The 21,329-nt window shown below is 68.3% G+C and carries 17 protein-coding genes and 1 tRNA gene; 11 read left to right on the top strand and 7 right to left on the bottom strand.

Going from position 1 to position 21,329, the window contains the following annotated elements; all coding sequences use genetic code 11:
- Positions 1 to 122 precede the first annotated feature (122 nt).
- The 3 genes from DKM19_RS47500 (at position 123) to mptB (ending at position 2,954) form a co-directional block, all read left to right on the top strand.
- Positions 123 to 473 (top strand): STAS domain-containing protein, encoded by a 351-nt coding sequence (locus tag DKM19_RS47500; RefSeq protein ID WP_089213510.1) that lies wholly within the window; start codon positions 123 to 125, stop codon positions 471 to 473.
- Entirely contained in the window at positions 473 to 1,153 is a 681-nt protein-coding gene (locus DKM19_RS47505; protein WP_110706498.1) for a glycosyltransferase, read from the top strand. The genes DKM19_RS47500 and DKM19_RS47505 overlap by 1 nt, the downstream gene beginning before the upstream one ends.
- 328 nt (positions 1,154 to 1,481) lie before the next feature.
- A complete protein-coding gene (mptB, locus tag DKM19_RS47510; RefSeq protein WP_204358560.1) occupies positions 1,482 to 2,954 on the top strand; it encodes a polyprenol phosphomannose-dependent alpha 1,6 mannosyltransferase MptB in 1,473 nt (490 codons plus the stop codon).
- On the opposite strand, the gene DKM19_RS52400 is transcribed toward mptB, so the two are convergent.
- Positions 2,836 to 5,367, bottom strand: a complete 2,532-nt coding sequence (locus DKM19_RS52400) for a hypothetical protein (RefSeq protein ID WP_239513983.1) — start codon at positions 5,365 to 5,367, stop codon at positions 2,836 to 2,838. The two genes, mptB and DKM19_RS52400, sit on opposite strands and share 119 nt — an antisense overlap.
- Before the next feature lie 159 nt (positions 5,368 to 5,526).
- On the opposite strand from DKM19_RS52400, the gene DKM19_RS47520 reads away from it, so the two are divergent.
- The 3 genes from DKM19_RS47520 (at position 5,527) to serS (ending at position 9,487) form a co-directional block, all read left to right on the top strand.
- Positions 5,527 to 6,963 (top strand): glycosyltransferase 87 family protein, encoded by a 1,437-nt coding sequence (locus DKM19_RS47520; protein WP_110705131.1) that lies wholly within the window; start codon positions 5,527 to 5,529, stop codon positions 6,961 to 6,963.
- Between the two features lie 121 nt (positions 6,964 to 7,084).
- A complete protein-coding gene (gene pheA, locus DKM19_RS47525) occupies positions 7,085 to 8,005 on the top strand; it encodes a prephenate dehydratase (RefSeq protein WP_110706500.1) in 921 nt (306 codons plus the stop codon).
- A 219-nt stretch (positions 8,006 to 8,224) separates the two neighbouring features.
- Positions 8,225 to 9,487, top strand: a complete 1,263-nt coding sequence (serS, locus tag DKM19_RS47530; protein WP_110705132.1) for a serine--tRNA ligase — start codon at positions 8,225 to 8,227, stop codon at positions 9,485 to 9,487.
- Between the two features lie 72 nt (positions 9,488 to 9,559).
- On the opposite strand, the gene DKM19_RS52870 is transcribed toward serS, so the two are convergent.
- Complete coding sequence (locus DKM19_RS52870) at positions 9,560 to 11,554, bottom strand: hypothetical protein (RefSeq protein WP_162642310.1); 1,995 nt, start codon at positions 11,552 to 11,554, stop codon at positions 9,560 to 9,562.
- 354 nt (positions 11,555 to 11,908) lie between these two features.
- Positions 11,909 to 12,112: a cold-shock protein gene (locus DKM19_RS47540; RefSeq protein ID WP_012886943.1), complete on the bottom strand. Its 204-nt coding sequence runs from the start codon at positions 12,110 to 12,112 to the stop codon at positions 11,909 to 11,911.
- 218 nt (positions 12,113 to 12,330) lie between these two features.
- On the opposite strand from DKM19_RS47540, the gene DKM19_RS47545 reads away from it, so the two are divergent.
- Positions 12,331 to 13,146, top strand: a complete 816-nt coding sequence (locus DKM19_RS47545) for an HAD family hydrolase (RefSeq protein ID WP_369987583.1) — start codon at positions 12,331 to 12,333, stop codon at positions 13,144 to 13,146.
- A 68-nt stretch (positions 13,147 to 13,214) separates the two neighbouring features.
- Here DKM19_RS47545 and DKM19_RS47550 read toward each other — a convergent pair whose 3' ends face one another.
- Positions 13,215 to 13,730 (bottom strand): bacterial proteasome activator family protein, encoded by a 516-nt coding sequence (locus DKM19_RS47550; RefSeq protein ID WP_110705135.1) that lies wholly within the window; start codon positions 13,728 to 13,730, stop codon positions 13,215 to 13,217.
- Between the two features lie 4 nt (positions 13,731 to 13,734).
- Complete coding sequence (locus DKM19_RS47555; RefSeq protein ID WP_110705136.1) at positions 13,735 to 14,691, bottom strand: NAD(P)H-quinone oxidoreductase; 957 nt, start codon at positions 14,689 to 14,691, stop codon at positions 13,735 to 13,737.
- A gap of 117 nt (positions 14,692 to 14,808) precedes the next feature.
- Between DKM19_RS47555 and DKM19_RS52410 the strand changes: the two genes are divergently transcribed.
- From DKM19_RS52410 to DKM19_RS47570, 3 genes are all read left to right on the top strand, one after another.
- Positions 14,809 to 17,286: an AAA family ATPase gene (locus DKM19_RS52410; protein ID WP_239513984.1), complete on the top strand. Its 2,478-nt coding sequence runs from the start codon at positions 14,809 to 14,811 to the stop codon at positions 17,284 to 17,286.
- Positions 17,287 to 17,422: 136 nt separating this feature from the next.
- Positions 17,423 to 17,511: transfer RNA gene (locus tag DKM19_RS47565), tRNA-Ser, on the top strand.
- 420 nt (positions 17,512 to 17,931) lie between these two features.
- Complete coding sequence (locus DKM19_RS47570; RefSeq protein ID WP_110705137.1) at positions 17,932 to 18,906, top strand: ankyrin repeat domain-containing protein; 975 nt, start codon at positions 17,932 to 17,934, stop codon at positions 18,904 to 18,906.
- 442 nt (positions 18,907 to 19,348) lie between these two features.
- On the opposite strand, the gene DKM19_RS47575 is transcribed toward DKM19_RS47570, so the two are convergent.
- Positions 19,349 to 19,669: a hypothetical protein gene (locus DKM19_RS47575; RefSeq protein WP_110705138.1), complete on the bottom strand. Its 321-nt coding sequence runs from the start codon at positions 19,667 to 19,669 to the stop codon at positions 19,349 to 19,351.
- Between the two features lie 316 nt (positions 19,670 to 19,985).
- On the opposite strand from DKM19_RS47575, the gene DKM19_RS47580 reads away from it, so the two are divergent.
- Positions 19,986 to 20,558, top strand: coding sequence for a hypothetical protein (locus tag DKM19_RS47580; protein WP_110705139.1), 573 nt, complete (start codon positions 19,986 to 19,988; stop codon positions 20,556 to 20,558).
- Between the two features lie 91 nt (positions 20,559 to 20,649).
- Here the strand turns inward: DKM19_RS47580 and DKM19_RS47585 are convergent, their stop codons facing one another.
- The gene (locus DKM19_RS47585) at positions 20,650 to 21,132 is read right to left on the bottom strand and encodes a GNAT family N-acetyltransferase (RefSeq protein ID WP_110705140.1); all 483 of its coding nucleotides are present in this window, start codon (positions 21,130 to 21,132) and stop codon (positions 20,650 to 20,652) included.
- Positions 21,133 to 21,329: the final 197 nt, after the last annotated feature.

Raw genomic sequence — 21,329 nt, forward strand, 5'->3', positions numbered from 1 at the left:
CACAGTGTTAAGTTTCGCGCACCCAGGGTTTCCATGGGGCCGAAACGGGGGACAAAGGGCTGACGACTCGGGTTACTCGAGAGAACGTGACCAGCAGCCCTCGCGCCGCTAGTGTGCCCGCTGTGGAGCTAAAAGTCTCAACTCGATCTCATGCCGGGCACACCGTCGTGACCATCGTTGGCGAAATCGACCTATATACCGCGCCTCGCCTGCAGTCCGAGTTCGCTCGGGTGCTGGAGGAGAGCCGGACCACTCTCGTGGTCATCGACATGTCCGGCGTGGAATTCTGTGATTCCACCGGCATGAACGTGCTGCTCGCCGCGCTCAAGCGATTGCGAGAGCGTGACGGCACGCTGGAGCTGGCGGCGCCTCGGCCCGCCGTGCGAAAGATCCTCCAGGTGACAGGCCTCGACTCGGTGTTCACCGTGCACGAAGCCGTGCCCGAGAAGCTGCTGACGTCCGAGCCCCAGTGATGACCGGCGTAGCGGCGATCATCCCTGCCAAGGACGAGGGCGACCGGATCGGTGCCACCGTGGCCGCGGCCCTGGTGTTGCCCGGTGTCGACCTCGTCGTGGTCGTGGACGACGGCTCGTCCGACCAGACGGGACGGGTGGCCAAGGCGGCCGGAGCCCGTGTCGTACGGCACAGTCGAAACCGGGGCAAGGCCGCCGCCATGGAGAGCGGTGCGGAGGCCGTGCGCCTGCTCGACGGCGCCGAGTCCCGGCACCTGCTGTTCCTGGACGCGGACCTGGGCGAGACCGCCCGCATGGCCGCGCCCCTGATCGAGCCGGTCGCGGCGGGTGAGGCGGACATGACGATCGCCGTGTTCGTCACCCGCGTGAAGCTCGGCGGTCACGGGTTCGTGGTGAAGCTGGCCCGCGAGGGTGTCCAGCGCATCGCGGGGTGGACGCCCGACCAGCCGCTGAACGGCCAGCGCTGCCTGACCAGAGCCGCCTTCGAGGCCGCCCGCCCCCTGGCACGGGGCTTCGGCGTGGAGACGGGTCTCACCATTGATCTGCTCCGCAAGGGCTTTCGCGTGCGCGAGGTCCAGGTGGAGATGGCCCACCGGGCGACCGGCACCGACTGGAAGGCCCAGCTTCACCGGGCCAGACAGTTCCGCGATGTCGCACGGGCCCTGGCGGCCCGCATATAGATCAGGTCAGGGCCGCTCGCACGGCCCGCATACGAAATATCAGGACAGCCCTTCGGCCGACCTGCAGATGGATGTCCGGCCTGTACACAGACACAGGTCACGGGCACTCGCCCGGTCCACGTACGGATCGGGTCATGGTCGCTCGCCCGGTCCGCGCGGACCAGGTCATGATCGCCCGGCCCGGGCAGGCCGGGTTCTGCTGCCGCGCCCATTCGGTCCCGATCGCCGTACTCCGTCGCGTGTCCTTTGGCCGGCTTCCACCGGCGGTGCGTGGCCGGTCGGCGAGACGCCGCCCCGGGCATCGCGCCGGGTGTGCTGAAATTTGCGGGTGACTTGGGATGCGCCGGTTGTCGACGAGAGGCGGAGCCCCGCTCGTGGCACGCCGCGGGGGCTCGACATCGTCGCGTTCACGGCCATCGGGCTTTCTGCGGGGCTGACGATCCTGATCGGGCTGCTGGGACCCTCGGCCATGGTTCCGCGACTGGCGGGCCCGTCCTGGCAGCCCCCGTTCTCGCTGGACCTGCGCCCCGACGGCCATCTGGTGATCGCCATGGCCGCGGCCGCGATCGTGCTGGGAGGCCTCGGCCTCGCCGGAGCCCTGCGGTCCCGGTGGAGACCGGATCCGCGCTGGCTGCTCGCGGCGGGCTGCGTGGTGGCCGCGCTGCTCGCCTTCCTGCCGCCGTCGGGCTCGGCCGACCACCTGAACTACGCCGCCTACGGCCGTCTGGTCACGCTCGGCCAGAACCCCTACGCCGTCCCTCCCACGGCGCTGCCCGCCGACCCCGTCACCGGCGCGGTCGAGGAGTGGGCGGGCGTGACCAGCGTCTACGGCCCGGTGGCGACCGCCGTCCAGGCGCTGGCGAGCCTCGTCGGCGGCGACTCGGTCAGGCTGACGATCCTGGTGATGGCGCTGGTCAACGCGGCGGCGTTCATCGGGACGGCGTTGCTGCTGCACCGTTTCACCCAGGGCGACGCGGATCTGCAGCGGCGGGCGGCGCTCCTGTGGGCGGTCAACCCGCTGATGATCTATCACCTGTCCGCCGGGATGCACGTGGACACCCTGGCCATCGCCTGCATGGTCGCGGCGCTCATGGCTCGTGGAGCCTCCTCGGGGCTCCTGCTGGGAGTGGGGATCGGGGTCAAGCTCAACGCCGGGCTCGTGGCGCTCGGTCCGGCATGGGAGCTGCGCCGCTCGCCCGGCAGGCTCGCGGTCGTGGCGGGGACCGCGACGGCCACCGTGCTGGTGATCTACGGCCTCGCCGGGTCGCACGTGCTCGACCAGGTCGGCGCGGCCAGCAAGAAGGTCTCTCTCGCGACGCCGTGGCAGCTGGCCAAGGGCGGGCTCCAGACCGTGTTCGGGCCGGGCGCCTACTCGACCTGGATCCAGGTCGGCTCCCTGCTCATGCTGGCGGGTCTGGCCTGGCTGATCCTGCGGGCACTGCCGGGGGCCCCGTCGGGGGACACGGCTCCGGCGGTCGCCGCGGTGATGGTGGTCGCCTGGCTGTTCGCCGCGCCGTACGCGCTGCCCTGGTATGACGGGCTGGCCTTCGCGCTGCTGGCCATGGCCTCCTGGCCGGTGCTGGAGGGCTTCATGGTGGCCAGGGTGACCATCCTGTCCCTGGGCTACCTCCCGGCCAGGGAGGCCCTGCGCCCCGAGGACCTGCTCTGGCTCAAAACCCTTCTCAGGGAGCGGGTGGTGCCGTGGTCCCTGCTGGCGCTGACGCTCGCTCTGGTGTGGTGGGCGGTGAGTGCCGGAGCGCGCGCACGCAGGCCGTCAGCGTCAGCGGCACCGCCACCGTGAGGGCCATCGCCGGGATCGCGATCCCCGAGTCGTTCATCAGGAACCCGATCAGTGAGCAGGTCAGCGCGCCGATCAGCCCGGCGCGCAGTGCCGGGGCGAGCGCGTAGGCCCGGCCCAGCGCGGGGGCGCCCCATTGGGAGGGGCGGTTCAGCACCAGGAAGAGGAAGGCCAGCGCGACCAGCGTGAGCAGGGTCAGCGACCAGTTTCCGACCGTGACCCCGATCATCGCGCCGAACTTGCGGCTGATCACCGTCCAGGCCTCGCCGTCCAGCACCTGCTGGACGAAGGTGCCCAGGTGGGTGCGCGCGCTCGGCGGTTTGAGCCAGTCGACCACCGCGATGGTCCCGATCAGCAGGACGCCCGCCAGGCCGACCAGCCCGAGCTTGACCGGCGAGACCCGGCGGCCGGACAGCAGGATCAGGAAGACGGCCACCCCGACCAGGAAGGCCGGAACGCCGCCGAAGTCGGCTCCCCACGCCGGCCAGCCGTCGACGACGACCGCGAACAGGCCGTAGACCCCGCAGACCACCAGCGCGAGCGACCGCCGCCCGCGCGAGATCAGCCACTGGGCCACCCCGGACAGGGCCAGGATCGTCCCCGCCGAGTAGACGGCGAAGGCGATGTTGCTGAAGCCGTAGAAGCGCCCGCCGGTGACCGGTTCGTAGCCGGTGACCGCGTTCACCTGGAGTCTGGAGCCGGTCATCACGTCGGCCAGCAGGGCCAGCGAGGTGATCCCCGCGACCACGGTCAGCGGGCCGAGCACATGCGCCCGCCACGGCCCGCCGAGGGCCAGTCCGGCGATCACGCAGGCGATGGCGAGGATGGTCAGGATCACTCCGGCCATCGGGGCGGGCAGGTTCCACCAGGGCACGAGCTGGGCCAGGAAGGTCGCGATCGCGATCGCACCGCTTACCGTCGCGACGACCTGGGTGGCCGCCAGCGCCCGCGATCCGCCCCAGCCGCGCCGGATCGCGACGGCGGCCAGCAGGTAGAACAGGATCTGCACGGTCACGAACACCGCGAAGAACGGCCCCCGCACCTCGCGCAGCACCTGGCTGGCCAGATCGTCGTCGGCCAGGTTCACGACCATCTCGGAGGCCTGCTCGGAGCTCGGCTCGCCGCTCTGCCAGGCGCGGCCCACGACGCCGTTCGGGGCCTCCAGACCGAGGAGCCCGATCGCGGTGGCGGTCAGGTCGGTGTTGGTGACCAGCCCGTCCTGGCGGGTGGAGGCGGCGGTGAGGTAGCCGTGGGAGTACGGCTCGCCGCCGGGGGACACGCCGCGGGCGATCGCCACGTGCAGGTGGGGCGCGATCGTGGTGTCCGACAGGCCCCCGAGCAGGATCGTGGTCCCCGAGCTCCCCGAACCTTCCGGGCTCTTCGTGATGCCCGGACTTTCCGAGCTCCCCGAGCTCCCCGAGGGCTCCGGGCTCTTCGTGATGCCTGGACCTTCGGTGCTCCCCGGGTTCTCGGGAGTCTTCGTGATGTCCGGGCCTTCCGGGGTCCCCGTGTTTCCCGCGGTCTCCGGCGGCAGCCGGTCGAGGACCGTGCCCACCTGGCGGTCGACCCTCGCCACCGCCTCCCGCCTCGCCTGGCCGGTCATCGAGATCGGGTCGCCGTCCTGGTCGAGACCCGTCCGGGACCACGTCTCGGCCAGGTCCCCGGCCTCCACCACGATCAGCCTGTACGGTGCCAGGTCGCCAAGGTCGTCAACGTTCGCCACATATTTCGCGACTTTTCCGGACTTGTCGGCCGCGCCGAGCACGGCCCCCGGCCCGACCGCGGCCACCTTCCCTCCGGCGTCCACCGTGAGCTGCCCGAGCTGCCCGAGCGTCGGCCGGTAGGAGGTGGTCGTGTTGAAGGCCACCAGCTCCGCCCAGTCCGGCACGCTGGCCCCGCCGTCCGGCGTCGCCGCCGGGGTCGGCGGCGGCGCGCAGCTCGCCCCAGGCGCGCCGGCCCGCTGACCCGCCGAGACGGTCAGCCAGCCCGCGACCGGGCAGGTGATGCCCCGGTCCGGCGGCGGCACGGCCCGGGTGGACAGCGACGCGGCCCCGCCCTGGTCGACCAGCTTCCACAGGTTCGGCGTCCGGACCCTGTCCAGGTCACTCCACTCCAGGCCGGGCACCCCGATCACCACGACCCTGGCGGGAAGCGGTCTCGCGACCGCGGCGCCGGCCGTACCGGGCCCGAAGAGCCCGGAAAGCCCGGAGAGTCCGGAAAGGAGGAAGAACGCGGTGGCCAGCGCGGTGCACACGACCCAGCGGTGAGCTCGCGTTCCGAAGGGGGTCGCGGTGACCGGTGCGGTGCGGATCATCCAGCGGTGAGTTCGCGTTCCGAGGAGGATCGCGGTGACGGGCGCGGTGCGCGCCGTCCAGCGGTGAGCTCGCGTTTCCCGGCTGCCACGCGTGACGGCCATCGTGGAGCGCGAGGACGTATGCTTCCCCCCGGAGCCAGATGATCTTTCGCCGCCCTGGCGGACGACTCTCTGACCGCCGTGCGTCGAACCCATCCGGTTCCCCCGTATCCGTAGCCGTTGGCGGCCGTTTCCCCCAGGCCCACGGTAACCTGCCTGGTCGTGACGACTGGCAAGATGACCGCGCCGAGGCGGCCCCCGTGGACGTGGCTGCTCGCGCTGCTGCTTGTCGTGGTGGCGGTGGCCCCGCTGGTGCTTCAGTGGCTGGGCAACGTCGGCGACCAGCGTCTGGTCGATCTGGATGTGTACCGTACCGGCGGCGAGGCGGTCCTGGAGGGGCGGCCGGTCTACGACTTCTTGACGCCCGCTCCGCAGCTCCTGCCGTTCACCTACCCGCCGATCGCGGCGCTGCTGGCCACGCCCCTGGCGGCGATGTCGTGGCCCGCGGCGCAGTGGGTGTGGACCATTCTGATCTTCGTGACGTTGGCGGTCAGCGTCGGATTCGGCTTTCGAGCCGTCCTGGGCCGGCTCCGTCGGCCGGTCCCCGTCGACGGGCGTCCGGTGCCGTCCTCCGGGGCCGGACACGCGGGTCGCGAGGATCGGAAGGCCGAGCACACGGGTCGCGAGGATCAGGCCGGCCGACCGGATCCGGACCGGGCAGGCTCCCCGACCGTCCTGAACCGGGCACGCGGCCTCTGGCTGCCGATGGCGTTCGCCTTCCTGATGGTGGCGTGCACCTATCTGATGCCGATCAGGGATCAGGTCCGCTTCGGCCAGGTGGACATCCTGCTGGTCGCGCTCTGCCTGGCGGACTGCGTGGCCCGGCGGCCGGTGTGGCCGCGCGGCATGCTGATCGGCCTGGCCACCGCGGTCAAGCTCACCCCCGGCGTTTTTCTGATCTACCTTCTGATCGCCGGTTTCGGCCCCGGCGCGAAGGAGGAGCACCGCAGGACCTTCTTCATGGCGGCCTTCACCGCCGCGTTGCTGACCCTGCTGCCCTTCCTGGTGATCCCGGACGACGCCTCCGAATTCTGGTTCCGCGCCCTGCTCGACCCCGAACGGCTCGGCGCCAACGCGGCGACCACCAACCAGTCGCTGCGCGGCATGCTCATCCGGCTCTACATGCCCGACTGGCTGACCACCCTGCTCTGGCTGGCCCTGGTCGCGGTGATCGCCTGGTACGGCTTCCGATACGCCCGCAGGGCGCTGCTCGACGGGCACCGGGTGACCGGGGTGGCGCTGGTGGGCCTGATGGCCGTCCTGTTGTCGCCGGTGGCCTGGATCCACCACCTGGCCTGGGTGGTCGTGGTGCTGGGCGCGCTGTTCGGCAGCGGGCTCGACCCGGTGAGGGTCCGGATGGCGGCCGGGGTCTGGCTCTACTACGTGCTGCCGATCCCCTGGTGGGGAGTGACGATCAAGGCCGCCGAGATCCCGGTGCTCAGCCCCGTACTGGGCAAGATCGTGCAGAACGGATTCGGGCTGGGCGCGCTGGTCCTGGTCTGGTTGCTGGGGGTCCGGCTGCCGAGACGGCGCGAGGCTTTCCGGGTGATCTCCGACGCGCGAGGAGAGGTCTCCCGCGCGGTCCCCGACGGCGGGTGAGAGGTTCCCCGCGCGATCTCCGGCGGACGGCGGTGGGGAAGGCGGGACGGATGAGGGCGATGAGCTGCCTGATGTGGAGTTCTGTACACACTTTCGGATAGGCGCCGGATAACCTGTGGTCATGCCCAAACTCGCCTACCTGGGACCGGAGGGCACCTTCACGGAGGAGGCCCTGCGCATCCTGGCGCCGGAGGCCGAGCGCCTGCCGAGTGCGAACGTCAGTGCGGCGCTGGACGCTGCCCGGCGCGGTGAGGCCGACGGAGCCGTCGTCCCGCTGGAAAACTCACTCGAAGGCGCCATCACCACGACCTTGGACGAGCTCGCCTGGGGTGAGCCGCTGCTCATCACCGCCGAGCTGCTGCTTCCCGTCGAATTCTCGCTCCTGGCCCGCCAGGACGCCGTGATCTCCCGGATCAAGCGGGTCTTCACCCACCCGGCGGCCATCACCCAGTGCCGCAACTTCATCGCCCGGGAGCTGCCCGACGCCGTGGTGATCGCCGCCCCGTCGACCGCGGCGGCGGCCCAGGAGGTCGCCCTTCCCGGTTCGCCGTACGACGCGGCCATCGCCGCGCGCATCGCCGGGGAGCACTACGGCCTGGTCGAGCTCGCCGCCAAGATCGGTGACCGCTCCGACACGGTGACCCGATTCGTTCGCGTGTCCCGCCCCGGCTCGATGCCCGAGCCCACGGGTTCCGACCGCACCTCCCTGGTCGCCTTCCTCACCGACGACCATCCGGGCGCGCTGCTGGAGATGCTCACCGAGTTCTCCGTACGCGGTGTCAACCTGACCCGCATCGAGTCGCGGCCCACCGGCGATGGCATCGGACGCTATTTCTTCCACTTCGACTTCGAGGGCCACGTGTCCGACGCCCGGGTCGGCGAGGCGCTCTCCGGTCTCCACCGGATCTGCGAGGACGTGCGCTTCCTCGGCAGTTACCCGCGTGCCGACGGGTTCTTCCCGCAGATCAAGCGCGGTATGGCTGACGCCGACTTCGCCGAGGCCGAAGACTGGCTCACCAGGATCCGCACCGGTCGGGCGTGATCCGGCGAGGGGATCCGATCCGGCATCCGTCGGGTCCGACCCGCGCCCGTCAGGTCTGATCCGGCATCGAGCTCCGGCGTCGGCCAGCCTCGATCCGGTCGGTCCGAGGCGCCGCGTGTCCTCAACGGACGGGAGCGTGCGGGCTTGACGTTCCGGAGCTTCGGCGGCCGGGCGTAATGCATGTGCGGGTGCGAGCCGTACATCGGTAGCCTTGTGGTTGTGATTGACCTGCGTACCCTTCGTGAGGATCCCGACCGGCTACGGGCGTCGCAGCGTGCCCGCGGTGAGGACGACTCTGTCGTCGAAACGCTGCTTGACCTCGACGAGCGGCGGCGCGGTGCGCTGAGTCGCTTCGAGACGCTGCGCGCCGAGCAGAAAAGCATCGGCAAGTCGGTGTCCCGTGCCTCAGGGGACGAGAAGACGGCTCTGCTCGAGCGGGCCAAGGACCTCTCGACGCATGTCAAGTCGGCCGAGGCCGAGGCCGAGGAGCTGGGCGGGGAGCTCGACGATCTGCTCTACACGGTGCCCAACCTCGTGGAGGAGGGGGTTCCGGCCGGCGGCGAGGACGATTACGTCGTGCTGGAGGAGATCGGCGAGAAGCCGAGCTTCGATTTCACGCCCAAGGATCACCTGGAGCTCGGCGAGCTGCTCGGCGCGATCGACATGGAGCGCGGGGCGAAGGTCTCGGGATCGCGGTTCTTCTTCCTGAAGGGCGCCGGCGCACGGCTCCAGCTCGGGCTGCTCAACATGGCCATGCAGCAGGCGATCGAGGCGGGCTTCGTCCCGATGATCACTCCGGTGCTGGTCAAGCCGGAGTCGATGAAGGGCACCGGCTTCCTCGGCGCCCACGCCAGCGAGGTCTACCACCTGCCCGAGGACGACCTGTTCCTGGTCGGCACGAGCGAGGTGCCGATGGCGGCCTACCACGCCGACGAGATCCTCGACGGTTCCGCGCTGCCGTACCGCTACGCCGGCTGGTCCTCGTGCTTCCGTCGCGAGGCCGGTTCGTACGGCAAGGACACCCGGGGCATCATCCGGGTCCACCAGTTCGACAAGGTCGAGATGTTCTCCTACGCACGTCCCGAGGACGCGCACGAGGAGCACCGGCGTCTGCTCGCCTGGGAGAAGGAGATGCTCGCCAAGGCCGAGCTGCCCTACCGGGTGATCGACACCGCGGCCGGCGACCTGGGATCCTCCGCCTCGCGGAAGTTCGACTGCGAGGCGTGGGTCCCCAGCCAGGGCCGTTACCGCGAGCTCACCTCGACCTCCAACTGCACCGACTTCCAGGCCCGCCGCCTCGGTGTGCGGTTCCGTGACTCCGGTGGCAAGCCCCAGCACGTGGCCACGCTGAACGGCACCCTGGCCACCACCCGCTGGATCGTCGCCATCCTGGAGAACCACCAGCAGGCCGACGGCTCCGTCGTGGTCCCCAAGGCCCTGCGTCCCTATGTGGGCCTCGACGTCCTCGAACCCGTCAAGTAGCCGCTCCGCCGGCCTCGACGTAGGCAACCGTTCGCAGTGAGGGTCCCGCCGTACGGCGGGACCCTCACGCGTTCACGCCGCTGGATGTCCCGCCCATTTCCTCCCGGTCATCCAGCCGACCATGACGGATGCCCCGATTCCGGCGCCGCCGGCGAGGCAGGCCAGGAAACTCGCCGTCGAGTAGTCGTCGAGGGGGCCCGACTCCCAGGCGGAGAAGGTCGCCCAGATCGCGAACGACGTACAGGGGGCGAGGGCGAGCAGCGCGAACCAGGTCCGGGTCGGCACGCGCGACCGGACCGCCGCCGTCGCCGATAGAGCCGCCGCGATGAGGGTGCAGGCCAGGCCGAACAGGAACGCCGGGGGGCTGTCGGACGACAGGCTGATCAGAAACCCGATGGAGGCGAGGATGTACGCGAACACGGCCAGGCCGTTGACCCGCGGTTCATGACGGTGTGCCCCGGCCATGCCGGCCATGAAGGCGATCAGTCCGACGAAGAAGCCGACGAGATGCTCCGTCCTCAGATCGACGTGCGGCGAGGGAAGCGGGGGCGCCGCGTCCGCGGAGAAGCCCTCGGACGTGAAGCCGAGCCGCCGCCAGGTCCCCTGCGCGTCCCGTACGGCGATGCCGTCGGTGCCGTTGGCCACGACCACCACGTGGCCGCCCGCCACGCGCTGCACCGCCACGGCCTGAGAGCCCTCCCACGCGACCGGGGCCCTGTCAGGGCTCCACCGACGCGGCTCCTTCTCCCGCCGCTCCGAGACGCCCCAGGGCGTCTCCCAGGTGGCTCCGCCGTCCCACGACTCGTCCACGCCGAGCCGCGGTGGGACGACGCGGTAGCAGTGCAGGGGCTCTTCGGGCACGCAGACCCAGGTTACGGGGGCGGGCAGGACGTCCAGAGGGCCCGGGGAATCCGGGAAGTACGGAGAGTACGGAGAGCCCAGGAGGCTCGGGGAGCCCGGAAGGTACGGGGAGGCCGAAGGGCTCAGGGAGTCTGGGAAGTACGGGGAGGCCGCAGGGCTGGAGGAGCTTGGGAAGTATGGAGAGGCCGCAGGGCTGGGGGAATCCGGGAGGCCCGGAGAGCTCAGAGGGCGCGGGGAGCCCGGAAAGTACGGAGTGGCCGAACCCTCCGGGGGGTCTGGGAAGTATGGAGTGGCCGTAGGGCCCGGGGAGTCTGGGAAGTACGGGGAGGCCGCTGGGTTCGGAGAATCCGGGAAGGCTGAAAAGTACGGAGAGCTCAGAGGGCTTGGGAAGGCCGGGAGGGGATAACCCGGGCTGGGCGAGGGAGAGACGATCCACGTGAGCCCGCCGTCGTAGGACAGGACCTTCTGGTTGGAGGCGAAGTAGTGGTCGCGGACGACGGTGATGACCCCGTCGGTCAGGGAGACCCGCTTCGCGGTGGACGGCGGAGGGGTTGCCGAGGTGGCGGTCACCCCGAAGAACGCGATCGGGACGATGATCAGCGCGCGGGCACGCCGTACCGCCCGATCGCTCTGGCACTCGCGCCAGAGCAGCCAGGTGACGCCGAGCGCGGGCAGGGCGATCAGATCGGTCGGGTCGGCGAGGACCCGCGAGGGGCCCGCGAGCAGGGTCCACACCTGGGAGGCGAGCTCCGCGCCCGCCTCCGTGGTCTTGACCAGGGTGAAGCCGAGGCCGGTGACGACGATCGCGGCGGGGGCGGCGAACCGGGCGAGGGCGAGAGGGCCGGTTCGGGAGGGAGCGGGGGCCGGGGAGGGAGAACCGGCTCGGGACAGGGCCGGCGAGAGGGAACCGGCTCGGGACGGGGCGAGGGAGCCGGCTTGGGACAGGGCGAGGGAGCCGGCTTGGGACGAGGAAGCGGCTCGGGACGGGGCGAGGGCCGCGAAGCGTGACAGAGCGAGAGCCAGGGAGAGAGCGAGGGCGAGCAGGGGCGGGGCGACCAGCAGCCCCGCGACGTCGCTCAGCTTGCCGGTGACCGGACCGGGCCACAGGGCCTTGAGGAGATGGTCGTTGATCGGCAACACGATGGTGGCGACCACGGTCGCCGGGTGCCCGAGCCAGGCGAGGACGGGACCGTGCGGATGCTCCATGGGTGAGTAGACCTGCCGCGACACGGCCTGGTTCGGGCGCGGCGGCATTCGTGACCGGGTCGTGCCCTTCGGCGGATCACTCCACGAGAGGGCACTGCACGTCGTCTTCGCCGGGCGGCTCTCATGACCGGCCACCATGAACAAGCACGTCCGGCCGATCCGGAACCCGGCCCTGCGGACTCTGGAGCTCAACCCGACCTTCCGCCGTTTTCTCGCCCGGCGACTCTCGGGTCCGGTCTACCGGTGAGATCGGCCGGACACCGCCGAGAACACCCGGAACATCCGGAAACAGAGAAGGCGGAGTTCGCGTAAAGCGAACTCCGCCTTCTCTGGCAACTAGAGGTCTATGCGGCGTCAGACGGCGCGGACCTGCGAGGCCTGCGGGCCCTTCTGACCCTGCGTGATCTCGAATTCGACCCGCTGGCCGTCTTCGAGGCTACGGTAGCCATTGCCTTGGATCTCGGAGAAGTGCACGAACACATCCGGTGCACCGCCATCCGGTGCGATGAAGCCGAAGCCCTTTTCAGCGTTGAACCACTTGACGGTTCCCTGAGCCATTAAAGCTCTCCCTCAGGATTTGAAGCTTTGGGATTCACACCTCGTGAACCCCATGTGTCGTACAGCGGGCCCCGGGGTGGCTCAGTCAAACTGGTTTTCACAACGGGATTCAGCTAATACAACGCCATCACATCTAACACTATCCGGAGAGGCCGTGTTCCCGCCATCAGGAAGATTGCTCGGTTAGAGATCCCGGGTCGGGCACGTAGAGGATCACGGTGCAGACTGGACCTGTTATGGGAAGCCCTCGGCTCGTCGCCACCGACCTTGACGGCACCGCTCTGCGCTCGGACGGCACCGTCTCCCCCCGCACCGCGGCCGCATTTGCGCTTGTGGAGAACGCCGGGGCCACGCTGGTCTTCGTGACCGGTAGGCCGCCCCGGTGGATGCACACGGTTGCGGGAGTCGTGCACCATCGAGGGCTGGCCATATGCGCCAATGGCGCCCTTGTCTACGACCTGCACACCGAACAGATCGTCAAATCGCATCTAATGCACTCAGATGTGCTCGAAGAGGTCGTTAGGCGACTCCGCGAAAAGGTTCCCGAGCTGGCCTTCTCCGTGGAATACGAAGGCGGATTCGCTCACGAATCGGACTTCCGTCTCGGAGGTTGGGATAGTAGGGAGGTCGCCGCGCTCAGTGTCGGAATGGCCACACTCATCTCACGGCCCTGTGCCAAACTCCTGGCCCTGCACCCCAGGATGGACCCCGACATTCTCCAGGCGATGGTCTGCGAACTGGTCGGCGATCTGGTTACGCCCACTCACTCCAGCGGCCGGGCTCTGATCGAGATGAGTGCACTGGGTGTCACGAAGGCCTCGGCGCTCGCCGAACTCGCGGAGGCGCAGGAGATCAAGCCCGCTGACGTGATCGCATTCGGGGACATGCCCAATGATCTGCCCATGCTGCAATGGGCGGGTGTCTCCTACGCGGTCGCGAACGCCCATGCGGAGGTGCTGGCCGCGGTCGATCACGTGACCGCGGCCAACAACGACGACGGGGTCGCCAGAGTCCTTGAGGAGCTCTACGCGTAAGGACTTCCATGACTTTCGAGAGCCTTGTGACCAAAGGACTTTGAGAGCGGGAGCCAACACGTGGGTCTTTACAGGTAGGGACCCGAGCTACCGCCCTGCTGCCCCTCCTGCTGCTGGAGGGACACACCGCCGGGCAGCGCCCTGCGCATGTTCTCCAACTGGGCCCGGGCCGCCATCTGCTGGGCGAAAAGCGTGGTCTGTATTCCGTGGAACAGTCCCTCAAGCCAGCCGACCAGCTGCGCGTGGGCGACCCTCAGCTCGGCCTCGCTCGGCGGGGTGCCGTTGTCGTTCTCGGTGAAGGGCAGCGACAGCCGTTCCAGCTCGTCGACCAGCTCGGGCGCCAGACCGTCCTCAAGCTCCTTGATGGAACTCTGGTGGATCTCCTTGAGGCGCTTGCGGCTGGCCTCGTCCAGCGGAGCCGCGCGGACCTCCTCGAGCAGCTGGCGAATCATGCTGCCGATGCGCATCACCTTGGCAGGCTGTTCGACCAGGTCAGCGACGGACCGCTCCCCGCCCTCCTCCTCACCCTGGACTTCCTGGGGATTCATGACCACGATGTGCGGAGTGCTTTCCTCAGCGTTCATAACCTCAACTTACTAGCAGGATTTTCCCGATGTGGTCTCCGGTTTCCATGATCCGGTGGGCCTCGGCGGCGTCGCTCATGGGCACCCGGGCGTGCACCACCGGCCGGATCACCCCGGCGTCGACGAGAGGCCAGACGTTGTCGACGACTCCGCGCACGACGGCCCCCTTCTCGTCCGTGGGCCGCGCACGGAGTGTGGTTCCGTGCACCGAGGCCCGCTTGGCCATAAGCACTCCCAGGTTGAGCTCACCCTTCGTGCCGCCCTGAAGCCCGATCACGACCAGCCGGCCGCCGGTCTTGAGGGCCGTCACGTTTCCCGGAAGATATTTGGCGCCCATGATGTCGAGGATCACATCGGCCTTGACCTTCTCCGCGAAATTCTCCTCGCGGTAGTTGATCGCCTCGTCCGCGCCCAGCTCCAGGCAGCGGGCGATCTTCTCGGCCGATCCGGCGGTGACGACGACGTGGGAGCCGAACGCCTTCGCCAGCTGAATGGACATCGTCCCGATCCCGCTGGAGCCGCCGTGAACGAGGAGGGTCTCGCCCTTCCTGAGACGCGCGATCATGAACACGTTGGACCAGACCGTGCACGCCACCTCGGGCAGCCCGGCCGCCTCGGTCAGATCCACACCGTCAGGAACCCGCATGACCTGCTGCCAGGGCACGGCGACCTTCTCCGCGTAACCGCCGCCGGTGAGCAGCGCGCACACCTGGTCGCCGGGCTTGAAGCCCTCGACGTCGGAGCCCACCTCGGCGATCACGCCGGAGCACTCCAGCCCCGGGTACGGCGAGGCGCCGGCGGGCGGGTTGTAGAAACCTTGTCTCTGCAGCGTGTCTGCCCTGTTGACCGCCGACGCGGTCACGTCGATGAGGACTTCGTCACGCTCGGGCCGGGGGTCGGGGACCTCTCGCCAGACCAGTGCTTCGGGTCCACCTGGTTCGTCGATAACGATGGCGCGCATGATTCCAAAGGTATCCGCTGAGCCCTAACTTGGTGGTTGCGAGCGTTGACGAGAACACAAGGCGTTAACCTGCTATGTGTTTGCTGCCCTTTTATGCCCATCCCGAGGGGGAACACGGTGGCAAGACACGATCGTGAGGAATCTCTCGAGGAACAGCTCGCCTGGCTTGACGCCATTAAGGAGCAGGAGGAGGCGCCTGTCGTCGCGGCGAAGAGCGCCGCCGTGGTGGACGACGCCGTCATTTCGCCATACCCGAAAGACCCCTGGAGCTCGGTGCCGACCGAGTCCGATGCGACGTCGTCGCCGCTGTTCCGCGCGGCCGTCGACTCGGCCTACCAGCCTGCGAGCGCATCCACGACCGTGATCGTCCCACCGGCGGAAGACGCCGACGCGGCCGAATGGATGGAGACCTCCGACACGGAGAGCGCCTTCACCGTGCCTCCTCCCGGTGCGTCCGGCAAGCAGGACAACGACGGTTTCCTCGCACCGCTCAAGCCCCTGCCTCGCCAGGAGCCGGGTGGCGTCGACACCTACACTCCGCCGAGCGAGTTCACCGAGCCCGCGGTCCGCACGCCGTACGTGGAGCCCGAGCAGGAGCCGTCCCGAGGCCTGTTCGAGCAGCCCCACCGTCCGGATGAGCCGGTCGAGCCCTTCAAAATCACTCCGGCCATGCCCGTCGGTCCCGACGCCGGACCGTTCGAGCCCGCGGCCTCCGAAACCCAGCGGTTCGCGTTCGGCAGCGCGGACTTCGCGGACTTCGCTGCCAAGGACTCCGGCCGGGTCACTTCCAGTGGCACGGATGCCGCTTCCGCTTCCGGCGGTACGGACTCCGGTCCGTTCACCGCCGGTGGCGCCGAGTCTGATCGGTTCTCCTTCGGCAGTACGGACTCCGGTTCCGCTGCTTCGGGTGGCACCGACGCCGCTTCCGCTTCCGGCAGTACGGACTCCGGCCCGTTTGCTTCCGGTGGCACCGACTCCGCCTCCGCTTCCGGCGGTACGGACTCCAGTCCGTTCACCGCCGGTGGCACCGAGCCTGATCGGTTCTCCTCCGGCGGGAAGGACTCCGAGGGGTTCACCGACGGCAGCGCCGAGCACGACAGAGACCGGTCCATCTTCAAGGCCGCCGAGCCGATCGAGGCCAAGGAGCCTCCTCGGACGACGCCGGAGCGGTTTGGCTCCGAACCGCTTGAGCCCTTCCGGGCGCCCGAGTCCTTCGGTGCCGACCGGCCGCAGCAGGCGTCCTCGCCGGATCGTTCCGCCTCAGGTGCGTTCGGCTCGGGCTTCTCCGGCCCCTCGGACTCTCCCGGCTTCTCCGGCTTCTCCGGGCCCTCGGCTTTCGGCCGGGAGCGGGACACGGCTTTCGGGCCCAGCAGGGACATGCCTTCCCCTGCCGACCGGCCCTCTCCGGACCGAGCCGACCGGACCTCCTCCGACCGAGCCTCTTTCGATCGGACCTCCTTCGATCGGACCTCTTTCGACCGGGTCGATCAGGTCCCCTCCGACCGGGACACCGTCTCGATCTCGGGGGAGACCGCCTTCGCACCGCCGCGAGAAACGGACGAGCCCGCTCGAGAGCCGTACCAGGCACGCCGTCGCCAGTCATCCGCTCCGCCGCCCGCTTTCAGCACCCCGCCCCGGCAGCAGCTTTCGGGTGTTCCCAGGCAGTCGGCAGACAGCCTGGATCCCGAGTCGCTGCTCAGGGGCCGCCGCAACGGGCCCGCCGGCGGCTGGCGAAAGATGATCTACAAGGCGTCGGCAGGCCTGATCAAGCCCGGTGAGTCTCCCGAGGTCCGCCGTCGCCGCGAGCTGGTCAGCCGTGCCCGTACCCCCGTCGCCACCGGCCATCACCGCGTCGCCGTACTCAGCCTGAAGGGCGGTGTCGGCAAGACCACCACCACGGTCGGCCTCGGCGCCACCCTCGCGCAGGTCCGTGGCGACAGGGTCATCGCGGTCGACGCCAACCCCGATCGTGGCACTCTGTCGGACAAGGTCGAGCTCGAAACCTCGGCCACCGTCCGTGACCTGCTCAACGAGCGTCAGCAGATCAAGCGCTATGTCGACATCCGGGCCTTCACCTCGCAGGCCCCGTCCCGCCTGGAGATCCTCGCCTCCGACCGCGATCCGTCGGTGTCCGAGGCATTCAGCGCATCGGACTACCAGTCGGTCTCCCAGGTCCTGGAGAACTTCTACTCGATCTGCATCACCGACTGCGGCACCGGCCTGCTTCACTCGGCCATGTCCGGCGTGCTCGGACTGGCCGATCAGCTCGTCCTGGTCAGCTCGCCATCGGTGGACGGCGCCCGCGCCGCCTCCGCGACGCTGGACTGGCTGGAGGCCCACCACTACGAAGATCTGGTCCGCTCCGCCACGGTGGTCCTGTGCAGCGTCCGCCCTCGCTCGAAGTCCACGGTGGACCTCGACCGTCTGGAAGCTCACTTCGCAGCGCGCTGCCGCGCCGTGATCCGCGTCCCCTACGACCCACACCTCGAAGAGGGCGCGGAGATCGACCTGGAAAGGCTGCAGCCCGCCACACGCGAGTCCTACCTTCGCCTGGCCGCCTCGGTAGGCGATGGCTTCGCCGGATTGCAACCCTGAATCCGGGTACGGCAGGCGAAACCGGGTAATGCGGGAGCCTCGTCTCGAAGGAGAGGCGAGGCTCCCGCAGTCCCGTGCACGCTTGGGACAGTGAGAGACTAAGGTGCATCTGACACGTTCTTCGGACGTGTCACCAGGAGAGCTCGCCTAGTGGACGATGGCGGCGGTCTTGAAAACCGCTAGGCCGGGTGACCGGTCTCGTGGGTTCGAATCCCACGCTCTCCGCTGAGCATCAGAAACGGCGTCTGACCAGGCACTTCGCCTTGGTGAGACGCCGTTGATCGTTTCCGGGATGTGCAGCCGTAGGTCACCGTGAACGGCTCTCGGCCAGTGGTCGCGGAGTATACGCGGAATGATGTTGGTCACGTTTCCCCAGGTCGTGCTCGCAGAATCGGGTGGGACACGCCGGACCCGCTCATCGGATGCCAACCGGTGCCGCGACGATGACGTTTGTCGACCTCGGCTGTGCCCTCGCGCCGAGGGTCCGTTGACTTTTCGTCGACTCCGCCCAGCCCTCGCGGCATGACCATGATCGCCGGAAGGCGCCGTTCCCTCGTGGACCGACTGCGGCCGCGGCCCGAATCTGTCGGCCTCGTACGCCATGATCGGCATTCATATATCCCGCACATTCCCCCGAGGAGAGCCATGGCCGTCAACGACGTCGTCAACGATGGATCCGGGTGGTCCGGCGTTGGTTGGGACGACTGGACGAACCTCAGCCTGATCCGTGCCCGGCTCGACGCGGGCGCTGACCCGAATTCAGAGGTGTTCTTCCACGAACGACCGCTTCACATGGCGGCCAGGTGCGGCTCGCCCGAGGTGGTCGCGGAGCTGGCTCAGCGCGTCGACGACGTTGACGCGGAGCACGAAGGTCGTACCGCGCTTTGGGAAGCCGTCTTCGCCGACCACCCCGGCAACGCCCGCGCCTTGGTCGCCGCCGGAGCCGACCCGTGGCGACCGATGATGAACGGCTGGTCCCCCGGACGGCTCAGCTTGGCCACTCCCACCCCTGACCTGTTCACTCTTCCCGATGGCGAGGTCGGCCTGTCCACCGCCGAGACCGCCGCCGTGGCAGAGGCCAGACGTCTGATCGCCGCATTGGGGCACATCGACGGCTACGGCCACAGCCTCGCCTGCGTGGCCGACATCACCGCTGCCGAGGCGGTACGGCGCCTGGAGGCCGTACCGGCCGATGCCGCCGACGTTGAAGAGATCATGGATGATCCCTGGACGGATTTCGATGCCGGCTTGGCCGTCATCGGTGTCATGGACGTGCCCGGCGGATGCGTCGTCGTTCAGCCGTGGGGATACGTCGCGTCCAATCCCGGCGTCATGGAGCGCTTGTCGGTGGGCACCGTCTGCTACGGACTGTTCGCCAATCCCAAGAGCGGCAACCAGGGGGCCGTCGCCCGTGACGGCGTCGTCGAGGAATGGGACACCCACCCCGGCGGCGGCAGCGTCGACGCCGAAGAATCCGCAGATGAGATCCTCGCCACCTATCTCTACCAGGGCCAGGCCGAGGCCTACTGCCATGCCGGAGCGAGCCTGCGGCCGACCGACAACCGATCGATCACCGGCCGGGCCGACATGTGGCTGAGACTGCCCGAACACCTGCGTTAAGGAGAATCGATCTTCCACATGCAGAGGCCAAGACGGCCAGCCCATCTCGATCGTCTTGGTCGACTCCAGCAGCACCGAAGGACTGCTCATGAGCTGGGCACAGGGCGTCGAGATCCACCCGGTCGTCCCTCTCCCGGCCCAAGTGGTTCTGACACGGCAGGGATGGCTTACCCCCATGACCCTGTCGCCTGCCAGTGCCCGGAGACTGGGGCGACTCGTCCCATCCGTACTCAGTGATCAAGAGATCTTCGGAAAGATCGAGCGACTCCACACCGTCGCTGCTGAGTCCGCCACCGAACCCAATCCAGAGCTTTGAACGTCGGGCCATCAGCGGGCCATTGACCAGGGTGACGAGGGGCCACCACGGTCACTCATGACCAGTCGAACGCCCAGTTCGGCCGCCTCACCTGTCGTACTCGATGCACTTCTCAAGCTGATGGCCTCAGTCCGCCGGACGTGGCAGTTTCGGGTAGTGCAGGACCTCCACGAACATGATCCGCCCCTCAACGACGTCAAGGATCAGATCACCCTTCGGCGAAATTAGAGGCACGCATCTGTGCCCAGGACCGTACGCCCCATCAGGACGCTCGGCTGTACGGAAGCTCTGGCAAAAGTCATCACCGCATCCGCACTCCTCGTAGAACCGAATGTCCCAGGCGGAGATGGCGAGATCTTCCTCTCCTTCTTCTCTCAGGCACGCGATGAGATCCGCGACGAGATCGGGGAACAACTCGCGTACGAGCGGCCGCTCGGTCTTGCTCATGTCGCGTAGTCTCCCAGTCCCTCTTCGGAGTCTCGTGGGTTCGAATCCCACGCTCTCCACCAAGCTTGAAAAAGGTGCCTGACCGGGGATCCCCCTCGAACTGGGCAGCGTTGATCGTTTCCGGGTTGTGCAATCGTATGTTGCTCTGAGCGGCCGCATGTCGCTGGTCGTGGGGTACCCGTGGGGTGGAGCCGACCGCGTTTATCCAGCTACACCCGTGCGTGTGATGTCGATCTCATGGGTGGGATCCGTTCGGGCGACGCCGCCGAGTCTGCCGGTGATGCCACCGAGATCTTCGCTGGCCACGATGTCGTGCGTGGACACTGACGAAATACGCCATCACATCGTGGAACTCAGCGAGAAGTTCGGTATCGAACCGCCCGGTGTCGTTGAGGGGAAGACCCCGCAGGGGGTCGAGTGCATGGCCAAGGCGGGTGGCCGGCAGATCGTGATCGGGCCTGCGTTCAAGGACCTGCCAGAAGCCGTCCAGCACGCTTCCTTCGCCTTGCTCATCGCGGCCTTCGAACGGAGGGGATCGAGCGGGAAGACATTGATGATCATGATGTTTCACTTCTTGGTGATCCTTGCCATGGGCGTCGGCATCGGCCAGGTGTTCTCCTTCGTCGAGAACCCGCCCCCGTTGGCGATGGAGATCTGCCTGCTGACCTGTGTGGCCGCATACGTGATTCTGCGGTCCAGGCGATACATCTATGCCTGCGACCGGAAAGCCGCCGACGTGTGCGGCAGGGAAACGGTGTTCGCGATCCTGGACCATGAACGGGAACAGAGCAGCCGGCCGCGAGGAATCTACTGGCTGCTGACGAAGATGCAGCCTTCATCGGATCGACGTGCGGCCCGCCTGTCTTCGAAGTTGCGCGCCAATCTGTGAAGGTCGGATCGCATCGCTCGCCTCCCAACCGGCAAGCGGGTTGGCGGAACCCCCGTAGGGCAGCGGCGGCGCCGTCGTAGAGCCCGGCTTCTCATAGGTCGGCGGCGAGCGTGCTCTCCAGCGGGGCGAATCCATGTCGCTGATAGAAACGGATCGCACCCTCGTTGGCGACGTAGGCCGTCACCCGCAGCTGGACTGCGCCTCTGTCCTTGGCCCACGTTCTGAACTGCTCGACGAGCTGCGCTCCCACCTTCTGTCCGCGCCACGGCGCCAGGACATTCAGGCTGACCAGATGTGCCCTGGGCGCGGTCCACATCACCGAGCCGGCGTAGAAAACGCCGGTGAGGTGCCCGAGAACGGTCCCGTGGTGCTCGGCCACCAGGACGAGGGCGTTCGGGTCGGCCAGATTCCCCTTCTCATATTCCAGGGCATGTTCCTGCGGCCAGCCGGAGCTGCGCAACCGGTCACGAGCCACACCATCCTCAATGAACAGTGCGCTGCCCGATGCAACCAAGCCATCGATGTCCGCCATGGTCGCCGTGCGAACCACTACGTTTTTCAGTATCGGTTCCATGAGATGCAAGCGTACTTGAACGCTAAATCGATCGGAGAGCAATTAAATCAGCCCTGGCGCGGGGCGCCAGCCGGTGTTCGGCTCATACGGACCCTCAGGTCAGCGCCTCCCCAGCTCAGCGACCGGATGCGTTGGAGAGTTCCCAAGCTGATGATGCAGATCTCTCTATTCCACGTCGGCTTTCCTGGATCGTTCAG

Origin of the sequence: Streptosporangium sp. 'caverna' (assembly GCF_003203775.1) — a bacterium.
In the GTDB taxonomy this organism is placed as follows: domain Bacteria; phylum Actinomycetota; class Actinomycetes; order Streptosporangiales; family Streptosporangiaceae; genus Streptosporangium; species Streptosporangium subroseum.